Source organism: Thioalkalivibrio versutus, assembly GCF_001020955.1.
Lineage (GTDB): Bacteria > Pseudomonadota > Gammaproteobacteria > Ectothiorhodospirales > Ectothiorhodospiraceae > Thioalkalivibrio > Thioalkalivibrio versutus.
Map to the genome: position 1 here is coordinate 436537 of NZ_CP011367.1, position 12058 is coordinate 448594.

At 65.5% G+C, this 12058-nt stretch carries 12 protein-coding genes; 10 read left to right on the forward strand and 2 right to left on the reverse strand.

Annotation, left to right across the window (positions count from 1 at the left end):
- Positions 1-39: 39 nt before the first annotated feature.
- From TVD_RS02060 to TVD_RS02075, 4 genes are all read left to right on the forward strand, one after another.
- Positions 40-1662: a TolC family protein gene (locus TVD_RS02060; protein ID WP_047250691.1), complete on the forward strand. Its 1623-nt coding sequence runs from the start codon at positions 40-42 to the stop codon at positions 1660-1662.
- The gene (locus tag TVD_RS02065) at positions 1662-3062 is read left to right on the forward strand and encodes a multicopper oxidase family protein (protein ID WP_047250692.1); all 1401 of its coding nucleotides are present in this window, start codon (positions 1662-1664) and stop codon (positions 3060-3062) included. Before TVD_RS02060 ends, TVD_RS02065 begins: the two co-directional genes overlap by 1 nt.
- Positions 3063-3168: 106 nt before the next feature.
- On the forward strand, positions 3169-3540 hold the full coding sequence (locus tag TVD_RS02070) for a copper resistance CopC family protein (RefSeq protein WP_047250693.1): 372 nt from the start codon (positions 3169-3171) through the stop codon (positions 3538-3540).
- Positions 3541-3543: 3 nt separating this feature from the next.
- A complete protein-coding gene (locus TVD_RS02075) occupies positions 3544-4452 on the forward strand; it encodes a CopD family protein (RefSeq protein ID WP_047250694.1) in 909 nt (302 codons plus the stop codon).
- A 23-nt stretch (positions 4453-4475) separates the two neighbouring features.
- On the opposite strand, the gene TVD_RS02080 is transcribed toward TVD_RS02075, so the two are convergent.
- On the reverse strand, positions 4476-5597 hold the full coding sequence (locus TVD_RS02080) for a S1C family serine protease (protein WP_018176158.1): 1122 nt from the start codon (positions 5595-5597) through the stop codon (positions 4476-4478).
- Positions 5598-5639: 42 nt separating this feature from the next.
- On the opposite strand from TVD_RS02080, the gene TVD_RS02085 reads away from it, so the two are divergent.
- The 6 genes from TVD_RS02085 to TVD_RS02110 all read left to right on the forward strand — a co-directional run bounded on the left by TVD_RS02085 (position 5640) and on the right by TVD_RS02110 (position 10618).
- A complete protein-coding gene (locus tag TVD_RS02085) occupies positions 5640-6389 on the forward strand; it encodes a Nif3-like dinuclear metal center hexameric protein (protein ID WP_047250695.1) in 750 nt (249 codons plus the stop codon).
- A gap of 316 nt (positions 6390-6705) precedes the next feature.
- Positions 6706-7308 carry a ubiquinol-cytochrome c reductase iron-sulfur subunit gene (petA, locus tag TVD_RS02090; protein WP_047250696.1) on the forward strand — a complete coding sequence of 201 codons (603 nt, stop codon included), beginning with the start codon at positions 6706-6708 and terminating at the stop codon, positions 7306-7308.
- Positions 7308-8717: a cytochrome b gene (locus tag TVD_RS02095; RefSeq protein WP_047250697.1), complete on the forward strand. Its 1410-nt coding sequence runs from the start codon at positions 7308-7310 to the stop codon at positions 8715-8717. Before petA ends, TVD_RS02095 begins: the two co-directional genes overlap by 1 nt.
- Entirely contained in the window at positions 8717-9460 is a 744-nt protein-coding gene (locus TVD_RS02100; protein ID WP_018168240.1) for a cytochrome c1, read from the forward strand. The genes TVD_RS02095 and TVD_RS02100 overlap by 1 nt, the downstream gene beginning before the upstream one ends.
- Positions 9461-9566: 106 nt before the next feature.
- The gene (locus TVD_RS02105) at positions 9567-10193 is read left to right on the forward strand and encodes a glutathione S-transferase N-terminal domain-containing protein (protein WP_018144481.1); all 627 of its coding nucleotides are present in this window, start codon (positions 9567-9569) and stop codon (positions 10191-10193) included.
- A complete protein-coding gene (locus TVD_RS02110; RefSeq protein ID WP_018144480.1) occupies positions 10190-10618 on the forward strand; it encodes a ClpXP protease specificity-enhancing factor in 429 nt (142 codons plus the stop codon). The genes TVD_RS02105 and TVD_RS02110 overlap by 4 nt, the downstream gene beginning before the upstream one ends.
- Positions 10619-10670: 52 nt before the next feature.
- Here the strand turns inward: TVD_RS02110 and TVD_RS02115 are convergent, their stop codons facing one another.
- Positions 10671-12050 (reverse strand): FAD-binding oxidoreductase, encoded by a 1380-nt coding sequence (locus TVD_RS02115; RefSeq protein WP_047250698.1) that lies wholly within the window; start codon positions 12048-12050, stop codon positions 10671-10673.
- Between the last annotated feature and the right edge of the window lie 8 nt (positions 12051-12058).

A 12058-nucleotide genomic window follows, 5' to 3' on the forward strand; every position in this document is an offset into this window, starting at 1 on the left:
TACGGAATCAAGGAGATTTTCACGATGCGAGCAACCCGATTGCTGCTCCCCGTGGTGTCGGTACTGTTTCTCGCCGGTTGTGCGGTTACCGCGCCCGAGCTGGACCGGTCCGATCTGATGGAGGACCTCTCGGTGCAGGGGATCGACCTGCCCGAGTCGGAGATGCCCCGACCCTCCGGCGAGCTGACGCTCGACGAGGCCATTCACCAGGCCATCTGGCGCAACCCGCGCATGCAGCAGGCTTATGCCAAGCTGGATCTGACTGCGGCCGACGTGGTCGAGGCCTCCCAGTTTTCCAATCCATCGCTGTCGCTGTCGGTCATGCGCCCCGAGGGTGGCGGTGGCAACGAGTACGGCGTTGGCCTGGCCTGGGGGATCTCCGGGCTGCTGATGCGCGGCTCGCGCCAGGAGATGGCGCGGTCTCACTGGGAATCCACCCGTCTGCAACTAGCCGAGGGGATGGTCGCGTTGGCCAGTGACACCGAACGCGCCTGGTATGACGCGGTGGCCGCCCGCCAGCGTGCCGAGGTGCAACGCCTGGAGAGCCGGGCCGCGGATCTGGGCGCACGTTTGGGCGAGCGCTTCTATGACGCCGGCAATATCTCGGACCTGCAGCGCGCCCACCTGCGCATCCGGGCGGCCGAGTCACGGCTTAAGCTCGAGGATTCCCGCCAGCGCGAGCGCGAGGCGCGGCTGCGTCTGGCGCATTTGATGGGGCTGCCTGGCGAGGTCGATGACTGGGAGCTTCCGAAAGAGCTGCCGCTGCCGCTGGCAGAGGTCGAGGAGCGTCAGGCCCTGGTGGACCAGGCGCTGGAACAGCGCCTGGATCTGCGCGCCCTGGATCATGCCCTGGATGGGCTGACCGAGGGCGTGGCCCTAGTGCGGCGTTACCGTTGGATGGGGGATATCGAACCGGGGCTGGAGTTCGAGCGTGAGGGTGACGGGACCCGCCTGTGGGGTGGGGGCATCTCGTTCACGCTGCCCATCTTCAACCAGAACCAGGCCGGTATTGGCCGCGCCGAGGCACGGCTGGCGGACGGCGAGGCGCGGCGTGAGTCGCTCGTGCAGGCGGTCACCAATGATGTGCACCAGCACTTCGAGCGTCTGGCCCACCACCGCAACCGTTTCGGCGTGCTGCAGGACGACCTGCTGCCGGCTCGCGAGCTGGCGACCGAGCGGCTCCAGGAACGCGTGAACTTCATGTTCGACGACGTGTTCGACCTGCTCGCGATCAAGCAGGAAGAGCTGGCCGCCTGGCAGAAGACTGTCGCGGCCCTGGGTGACTACTGGCAGGCCCGCGCCGCGCTGGCGCATGCCGTGGCCGGCGAGTTGCCGGGCGGCGAGCCGGGTAGCGCCGGAACCTTCGCGACCGCCCAGCTGGAGCACGAGCCGACGGCCATGGACCACGGGTCCATGGGGCATGGCGATCACGGTGCCATGGATCACGGAGGCCATGGAGGCATGGATCATGGCGACGGCGATGAAGGGCATTCCGGTATGGACCACGGGGATCACGGGGCCCATGACGATATGGATCACGGCCAAGGCCGCGAAGGCCACGAAGGCCACGAAGGCCATGAAGGCATGGATCACGATGACCACGGTCAGCAGGACCAGGGCCACCGCGATCATTCCAACCACGGGCATGGAGGGCATCACTGATGAAGCGCCGTAACTTTCTGATTGCCGCCAGCGCCCTGCTGCCGGCGACCACCCTGACACGGGTGATGGCCGAAACCGGCCACGAGCACCACAACGAGGGTGACCACACGCCGGGCGAACGTACCGAGCAGGGCTACATGCCGGTGCATACGCCCAATGGCTGGACCCTGCCCTACACGAAGAACGACGGGGTGAAGGAGTTTCACCTGGTGGCCGAGGAGATCGAGCACGAGTTCGCGCCCGGATCGGTCGCCAAGTGCTGGGGCTACAACGGCGCCACCCCCGGGCCGACGATCGAGGCGGTGGAGGGCGATCGTGTCCGCATCTATGTGACCAACCGGCTGCCCGAGTACACCTCGGTGCACTGGCACGGCATCCACCTGCCCTCGGGCATGGATGGTGTGAAGGGCGTGACCCAGCCGCCGATCCACCCGGGCGAAACCTTCGTCTACGAGTTCGAGCTGAACCAGCACGGCACGCACATGTACCACCCGCATGCCGACGAGATGGTGCAGATGGCGATGGGGATGATGGGCATGTTCATCATCCACCCGAAGGACGGCGAGATCGAACCGGTGGACCGCGATTACGCGATCATGCTGCACAACTGGAGTCTGCATCCGGGCACCCGCACACCGGACCCGTCGGTGATGGTGGATTTCGACCTGTGGTCGATGAACTCCAAGGTGTTCCCGGCCATCGACTCGCTGGTGGCGAAGACCGGCGAGCGGGTGCGTATCCGCATGGGCAATCTGTCGATGTGGAACCACCCGATGCATGTGCACGGGGTGTCGTTCGAGGTGACCGGCTCCGATGGCGGGCGCTGGCCACGCAGCCAGTGGCGCAAGGAGACCACCGAGATCGTGGCGGTCGGCCAGACCCGCGATATCGAGTTCGTCGCGCCGCCGGGTGACTGGGCGTTCCACTGCCACATGTCGCATCACACCATGAACCCGATGGGCCACGGCATTGCCAACCCGTTAGGCGTGGATCAGTCCGGTATCGAGGAGGAGATCCGCTCGATCCTCCCCGGTTACATGGCGATGGGCGAGCACGGCATGGCCGATCATCAGGAGCATACCGACAGTGGTCACATGACCGGCCCGGAGAACACCCTGGCGATGGCCATGGGGCAGGGGCCCTTTGGCAGCATCGGCATGGGCGGGATGTTCACCCTGATCAAGGTCCGTGACGACCTGGAGCCGGGCGACTTCCGTGACCCGGGCTGGTACTGGCATCCGGAGGGCGAGGTCGCCTGGATGGTCAGCGATGACCCGGACTTCGGCAATCCGGTGCGCCGCGGCAAGCTGGCCGGTGACGGCTCGGATGCGCTGCCGACCCCCAGCCGCGACGCAAACGGCCATGGTGGTCACGGGGGGCATGGAGGTCACGACCACTAGTCTCCGGTATGGAAAACCGGCCGGAGGGTCCAGTCGGACCCTCCGTGTTACCCACACCTGTTTCAAACAACGTTTGCCACACGGCTAAACAGCAAGAGGACACGACATGCAGACCAAGAATACGATTCACAACACCACCCGAGCCGCCCTGGCGGCCCTGCTGCTCGCCCTGGCCATGCCGCTTCTGGCCCATGAGGGCGATTTGGGCAGCACGCCGGAGGACGGCGCCACCGTGCAGGGCTCGCCGGAGGCGATCGGCATCGAGTTCGAGGGCGCGATGCGCATTACCCAGTTCGACGTGACCGGCCCCAACGGCCGTGTGAGGATGGCGAATCGGCCGGGCAACGAGCCGACCGAGCGCTACTTCGTGGAGCCTGCGGAGCCGCTTCCGGCCGGTAGCTATCAGGTGCGCTGGCGCGGTCTGGCGCGCGACGGGCACATGATGTCCGACGGTTTCCGCTTCACGGTGGAGGACTGATCCATGGCCTGGATGTCGGCACTCGCCGGGGTGGAGGCCTGGACCGTTGTGATGATCCTCGTGACGGCCGGGTTCTACCTCGGGGCCCTGCTGGCGACCGGGGCGGTGCTTTTTCGCCTGGCGTTTCCGGATCTGCCCGATCCGGATCGCCGGGTGCTCGCCCGGACGGGGGCGGTCGCGGCCTGGGCGGCGATCGCCCTGGCCCTTTTCCAGTGGACCCTGCAGGCCGGGTATCTCGGGGGCGGGAACGTTGCCTCCGCGCTCGACCCGATGTTGCTCGGTATGGTCTTCGAGGGCGCGCAGGGGACCCGGCTGATCCTCGCGGTAACCGGGCTGCTACTGGTCCAGGCGATCCTGCTGGATGCCCGGCGTCTGCCGGGGGTGGGCTATGGCCTGAGCCTGGCCGGGGTACTGTTGGTGATGTTCGCCTTCGTGCAGGTGGGCCATACGGTGGACGAGCCTCGTGTTCTGTTGGCCGGCTTGCAGATCGTGCATCTGCTGGCAGCCGCCTTCTGGGTTGCGTCGCTGGCGCCACTGTACCGGCTGGCCGGGCATCCTCCCGAGGGTGCGGATGCCGCGCGCATCCTGGCCCGTTTTGGGCAGGTCGCGATGGTTGGGGTCGGATTGCTGGTGTTGGCGGGGGTAGTTCTCGCCTGGTGGTTGCTGGGTGGCATCACGCCGTTGCTGACCACCGGCTATGGCCAGTTCCTGATCGGCAAGGTGCTGATCGTCGCGCTGCTTCTGCTGCTGGCGGCCGCGAACAAGTGGCGGCTGGTGCCGGCCTTCGAGCGCGGCGAACCGGGGGCACCGCGGCGCCTGCGGCGCAGCATTGCGCTGGAGGGGGCCCTGGTGGCGTTGATCCTGCTGCTGACCGCGGTACTGACCACGGTCAGCTCGCCGGCCAACGGCTGAGAAAGACCCCGGGTGGGTGTTGCCTAGATCGGGCGCTGGACGACCGTTGCCGAGAGTTCGATGTCCTCGCCCTCACGCTGGATGCGGATGTCCAGGGTTGCGCCCGGCGCGGTGCGCGCGATCGCGTTGAGGGCCTCGCGCGGGGTGTTCACGCTGCTGTCGTCGAGGTGGGTGATGACGTCCCCCGGGCGGATGCCGGCGTCTTCGGCAGGGCCTTCGCGCAGGATGCCCGCCACCAGTACGCCGCGCGGGGCATCCAGGCCGAAGGATTCGGCCAGTTCGCGGTTCATCGCCTGGACCTCGATCCCCAGCCAGCCGCGGGCGACAAAGCCCTGTTCGATGATGTCGGTCATCACGCTGCGCGCCAGGTCCACGGGGATCGCGAAGCCGATGCCGTGGGAGCCGCCGGAGCGCGAGAAGATCGCCGTGTTGATGCCGATGACCTCGCCGCGGGCATTGATCAGCGCGCCGCCGGAGTTGCCCGGGTTGATGGCCGCGTCGGTCTGAATGAAGTCCTCGAAGGTGTTGATGCCGAGCTGGTTGCGTCCGGTGGCGGAGACAATGCCCTGGGTCACGGTCTGGCCGACCCCGAACGGATTGCCAATGGCCAGGACGACGTCACCCACCTGCAGGTCGCTGGAGTGACCCACCGTGGCCACGGCCAGATCCGGCACCCGCACGCGCAGCACGGCGAGGTCGGTGTCCGCGTCGATGCCGATGATCTCGGCGGGATGGGCCTCGCCGCCGGGCAGCACGATGGCGATGGCATCGGCCTCCTCGATTACGTGGTGATTGGTGAGCACGTGCCCCTGATCGGTCATGATGACCCCGGAGCCGAGGCTGGACTGTTCCTGTTCGCCCGGTGGCAGTTGCTGGCCAAAGAACTCGTGCAGGCCGAAGCCGGACGGGCGGTCGATGGTGCGCGAGGTCATGATGTTGACCACCGCGGGTGCGGCGCGGCGTACGCCGTCGGCATAGCTGGCCGGCGCCCCGGTTGCGGCAGGCGCAGCCACCGGCGGGGCGACCCGCAGCTCGGCACCTGGGTCGCCGCGGCCGAGGATCTCGGGGAAGAACACTGCGATCACCACCGCCAGGGCGATACCGGTCAGCGCAGCTTGCAGCAGGAAGCGGGAGAAATTCACCATATGCCGAATATACCGAATCATCGCTCAACAGGGGATCCCGCCGTGGTCGATCGCGACGAACTGATGCAGGCACTCAATGCGGAACTCGAACCGGAGCGCTTCCGCGACTACTGTCCAAACGGGCTGCAGGTGGAGGGGCGGCGCGAGATCCGCCGGATCGTCAGCGGGGTGACCGCCTCGCTGGCGCTGGTGGAGGCGGCCGTGGAGACCGGGGCCGACCTGATCCTGGTGCACCATGGCTACTTCTGGAAGGGCGAGCCGCAGGAGGTGACCGGCATGAAGCGGGAGCGCTTGCGGCAGTTGCTTGCGCACGACATCAATCTGGTGGCCTACCATCTGCCGCTGGATGCCCATCCGGCACTCGGCAACAATACCCAGCTGGCGGGACGCCTGGGGTTCGCGATCGACGGCGTACTGCGTGAGGACGGTGTCGGCCAGATCGGAACCCCCGCCCGACCGCTATCGGCGCCGGATATGCAGGCGCACATCAGCAACGTGCTGGGACGCGAGGCCCTTTGCGTGGAGGCCGGTGATCACCCGATCCGGCGCATCGCCTGGTGTACCGGCGGGGCGCAGTCACTACTGACCGAGGCGGCGGCCCTGGGGGTGGATGCCTATGTCAGTGGCGAGATCTCGGAACAGACCACCCACGAGGCGCGCGAGCTTGGGGTGCATTACTTCGCCGCCGGGCACCATGCGACCGAACGTTACGGTGCCCAGGCCCTGGGGCAGTGGTGCAGGGAGCGTTTCGGCCTCGACCACGAGTTCATCGAGATCGACAATCCAGCCTGAGCGATGTCGCCCTCACGGGCCGCGCGCTGCGAGATTGTGGTGCAGAATGTGCGGTTTCGGGGCGTTGGCGGCGCCCGGAACAAGCAAATTTATAATCAACTGCTTATAAGGTTTTCGGGGGCGTGAGACCGAGTGCAATGCTCGGTCTTAAGGCGGCAATCTACTTGACCTTATTAGCGTGTTCGGGAATTCTATCGCATTTTACAGCCCGCCCAGATGGGTATTCGCGCGTGCGGCAAGCCCCTTCGCGTACCAGCCGCGCCTTCCTTTGCGGCCGCGGGAACACGATTTCAACACGTTGTTTGGAGAGACAAACATGGCAAACCAAGGCGTAAACCGAGGCCGTCGCCGGTTCCTCGTCGCCGCGACATCCGTCGTAGGCGGAGCCGGGGTCGCCGCAGTCGCGGCCCCGTTCCTGGCGTCCTTGCAGCCCAGCGCGCGCGCTCAGGCAGCCGGGGCCCCTGTCGAGTTCGACGTGGCCGCTGTCGAGCCGGGTCAGCGTGTCAGCGTCGAGTGGCGCGGCCAGCCGATCTGGGTGGTGCGGCGCACCGACGAGATGGTTGCCGGTTTGGCCGAGGTGGCCGATCGCCTGCGCGATCCCGACTCCGAAGTGGAAAGCCAGCAGCCGGCATATGCGCAGAACGAGTACCGTTCGCGCGACCCCGAGATCCTGGTCGTCATCGGTATCTGCACCCATCTGGGCTGCTCGCCGACCTACCGCCCGGAGATCGGCGATCCCGAGATGGGTTCCGACTGGCAGGGCGGCTGGCTGTGCGGCTGCCATGGTTCGCGCTTCGACCTGGCCGGTCGCGTGTACCGCAACATGCCCGCGGCGACCAATCTGGTGGTCCCGCGGCACATGTATCGGAACGATACCTTGCTAGTCATTGGTGCAGATGAAGACGGGGAGGCGATCTAATGGCCAGCAATCCTGATACCAAGATCCAGGGCGGTGTGCTGGGCTGGGTGGACGCCCGTTTCCCGCTCTCCCAGATGTGGAACGAGCATCTGGCGCAGTACTACGCACCGAAAAACTTCAACTTCTGGTACTTCTTTGGATCCCTGGCCCTGCTGGTGCTGGTCATCCAGGTGGTCACCGGCATCTTCCTGACCATGTTCTACAAGCCCGACGCCGAACTCGCGTTTGCGTCGGTCGAGTACATCATGCGTGATGTGGAGTGGGGCTGGCTGATCCGCTATATGCACTCCACTGGCGCCTCGATGTTCTTCGTGGTCGTCTATCTGCACATGTTCCGGGCATTGCTCTACGGCTCCTACAAGAAGCCGCGCGAGCTGATCTGGATCTTCGGTGTGCTGATCTACCTGGTACTGATGGCCGAGGCCTTCGCCGGCTACCTGCTGCCGTGGGGTCAGATGTCCTACTGGGGCGCGCAGGTCATCGTGAACCTGTTCCAGACCATCCCGTACATCGGGCCGGACCTGGTGACCTGGATTCGCGGTGACTTCCTGCTGTCCGATGCCACACTGAACCGCTTTTTCGCACTGCACGTGATTGCCCTGCCGCTGGTGCTGATCATGCTGGTGGCCGCGCACATCATCGCGCTGCACGAAGTGGGTTCCAACAACCCGGACGGCATCAACATCAAGGACCAGAAGGACGAGAATGGCATCCCGAAGGATGGCATCCCGTTCCACCCCTACTACTCCGTGAAGGATCTGGTGGGCGTTGGCGTGTTCCTGATGGTCTTCGCCGTGATCATGTTCTTCTTCCCGACCGGTGGTGGCCTGTTCCTGAAGGCCGATAACATGATCCCGGCCGATCCGCTGGTGACCCCGGACCTGATTCCGCCGGTCTGGTACTTCACCTCAATGTACTCGGTCCTGCGTTCGGTGCCGGATCCGTTCCTGGGTGTGATGGCGATGGGCGCCGCAGTGGTGATGCTGTTCTTCATCCCTTGGCTGGATCGCAACCCGGTCCTGTCGATGCGCTATCGCTCGTTCGCGGCCAAGTTCAACCTGGCGGTGTTCGTGGTGGCCTTCGTGATCCTCGGATGGCTGGGCCTGCAGCAGGCAACCAGCGAGGTCAGCGAGATGAGCTTGCGCTTCTCCACGGTCTACTTCGCGTTCTTCTTCGTGCTGTGGTTCCTCAGCAAGGAACGGTCCATGGTCTTTAGCCTGATCGCGTTTGCCGTGGTGGTGGGTATCTACTCCTTCTACGACATCCTGCGCTTCGACCCCGATAGCGCGGGCCTGCTGATGTGGTCCTGGCTGATTCCGACCGTGTATCTGTTCGTGACCATGGTGGTCCCTGCCTTCGCACGTGGCCTGGGCCGTGACCGTGCCGTTCCGGAAAGGGTGACTTCGTAATGAAAACGCTGATTGCAACTACATTCCTGGCCGCTGCGGCTTTGTTCACCGTCCCGGCCGCCTCGGCGGCCGGGTACGACGGTGACCTGGAAAAGGCCAACATCGACGTGACCAACGAGGCCTCGTTGCAGCGCGGTGCCAACCTGTTCATGAACTACTGCATGGCCTGTCACTCGACCGAGTACATGCGCTACAACCGCGTGGGTCGCGATATCGGCCTGACCGAGCAGCAGGTGGAGGAGAACTTTATCTTCATCACCGACGAGGCCGGTGATCCCGTTGGCGTCGGTTCGCTGATGACCAACGCCATGAGCGAAGACTATGGCGAAGAGGCCTTTGGTGTGGTCCCGCCGGACCTGACCATGACCACGCGCATCAATGGCGAGGATTGGGTCTATACCTTTCTGAAGAGCTTCTACATCGACGAGTCGCGCCCGCTGGGCGCGAACAACGAGGTGTTCTCCAACGTCGGCATGCCCCACGTGCTGTGGGAACTGCAGGGCTGGCAGGAAAAGGTCGTCGACGAGGATGGTAACGAGCGTCTCGAACTGGTGCGCTCCGGTCAGATGACGCCCAGCGAGTACGATCGTGCCGTGCGCGACATCGTGACCTATCTCTCGTACATGGGTGAGCCGATGCAGCTGGACCGTCAGCGAATTGGCCTGTACGTACTGATTTTCCTCGGGATCTTCACGATTCTCGCCTACTTCTTGAAAAAGGAGTACTGGAAAGACGTACACTAGGCGGCATGAACCGTAACCGGCGCGCCGATCAGGGATGATCGCGCGCCGGTGTTATTGACCGTCTGCCCGGCACCGGAAACCGTTCGGCCGGGCTAGGGAGAAAGCCATGGCGCTGGTCGCCAACCGTCGTTCCGTTATGACCCTGTTTTCTGCTCACGACTGCGTGCGTTGCCACCGGGTGCGCATCATCCTTGCGGAGAAGGACATCGCCGTGGATGTCGTCAATCTCGGGCCCGATGAACTGCCCGAGGATCTCTCCGACCTGAACCCGTACAACGAGGTCCCGACCCTGGTGGATCGCGACCTGGCCCTGTACGGCACGCACGTCATCACCGAGTACCTGGATGAACGCTTTCCGCATCCGCCGCTGATGCCGGTGGATCCGGTCTCGCGGGCGGCCGCGCGGCTGGCGCTTTATCGCGTGGAGCGTGACTGGTACGAGGGTCTCGATGCCGTCAACCAGGCCTCCGGCTCCGGCTTGACCAAGGCGCGCAAGATCCTGCGCGAAAGCCTGGTCAGCTCGGCCGAGATCTTCGAGCTCAAGCCGTATTTCCTGAGCGACGAGTTCTCGATTGTGGACTGCGCCATCGCCCCGGTGATGTGGCGGCTTCCCGCCGTAGGCATCGATCTGACGGCGTTGCCGCAGGCGATTCAGGAATATGCCGATCGCGTCTGCAAGCGTGAATCGTTCCAGGTGAGTCTGACCGAGGCCGAGCGCGAGCTGCGCCTGTGACTTCGTCGCGCCCCTATCTGCTCCGGGCTCTGTGGGAGTGGGTTACGGATAACGGCTTCACGCCGCATCTCCTGGTCGACGCGACAGTCGAAGGGGTGATCGTTCCGGAGGCGTTCGTCGACCAGGGCAAGATCACGCTCAATGTCGGTCCGACCGCAGTGCAGGCCCTGAACATCGGTGACGAGGCGGTGGCCTTCTCGGCCCGGTTCGCGGGCAGCCCGATGGATGTCTTTGTGCCGATGCAAGCGGTGCTCGCGGTCTATGCGCGCGAGAACGGTCAGGGGATGATGTTCGGCAGCGAGCCGGGGCCTGGCCCCGACGACGATGGTCCGGGCACGCCTCCGGACGGCTCTGGTGATGACGGGGGCGGGGAGGATTCGCCGGCCCCGAAGCGCAAGGGCCCGGCACTGAAGGTCGTGAAGTAGGGCCCCTTCCGGGGCCCTTTTCTTTTTCAGGCCTTGTTTCGCCGGTACTTGGCTAGGCGGGTCCGGGCGCCTTGCCCGGGTTCAGGATGTTGTCCGGGTCGAACGTTCGCTTGATGCCGGCCATCAGTCCCAGTGCCACCGGGTCCAGTTCCCGGCTGATATAGGGTCGCTTCACCAGCCCGATGCCGTGTTCGCCCGAGAGCGTCCCGCCCAGCGACAACACCAGGGTGAAGACGCCGTCCAGGCAACGCTCCGCCGCCGCGAGTTCCGCCGGGTCATCCGGGTTCACCAGCAGGTTTACATGAATGTTGCCGTTGCCGGCATGGCCGAAGTTCACGATCTTGATGGCGTGTTCCGCGGCCAGCCGGTCGAGCCCGGCAATCAGGTCGGGAATGCGCGAGACCGGCACGACCACGTCTTCGTTGATCTTTTTCGGCGCTACCGTGCGTAACGCCGGTGACAGGGCCTTGCGCACGGCCCAGAGCGCCTGGGCCTCTGCCGGGGTGTCGGCGCTGAGGGTCTGCACGCAACCTTCGCCCTCGGCCGCGCGCCGGATGCCGGCAGTGGTGGCCTCGATGCCGGCCTCGGTGCCATCGGTCTCGATCATCAGGATCGCGCCGGCAGCGGCGGGCAGGGGGCAATCCGGCGCGTAGGCGCGGATCATCGTGATCGCGGAATGGTCCATGAACTCCAGCGCCGAGGGGACCTCGGCGCGCGCCATCAGCCGGGATACGGCCCGGGCTGCGGCGCCGACGTCACGGTAGACCGCCTGGATCAGCCGGGTCGCCTCCGGCTTGGGTGTCAGGCGCAACGTGGCCTCGGTGAGCACGGCCAGGGTCCCTTCGGATCCGATCAGCAGACGGGTGAGGTCGTAGCCCACCACGCCCTTGGTGGTATGGACGCCGGTGCGGAATGCCTCGCCGGTTCCGGCGACGCCGGACAGGCCCAGGGTGTTGTCACGCGGGGTGCCGTACTTGACCGCGTGCGGGCCGGCGGAGTTATAGGCGAGATTGCCACCGAGCGTGCAATAGGCGCTACTGGTGGGGTCCGGCGGCCAGAAGAAGCCCGTGGCGCCTGCCGCCTGCTGGATCTCGCCGTTGGTGGCGCCCGGCTCCGCGATCAGCCAGCGATTGTCCGGATCCACCTCCAGGATGCGGTTCATGTGCTCGAATGACACCACCAGCCCGCCATGGTCCGGGACCGCGGCACCGGTGGTGCCCGTGCCGCGTCCGCGGCTGGTCAGGGCCACGCCGAGGCGCCGGCAAAGGCGCACCAGCTCGCGCACCATATCGGCGTCCCGTGGGAAGGCGACGGCGTCGGGCACCGCATGCAGCTTCGAGTTGTCGGCACCGTAGGTCCAGCAGTCCGCGGGATCGAGCAGACGATCGCCGGGCGCGAGGAGCTGTTCCAGTTCGCGAGCCAGAGGGGTCATCGGTGGGC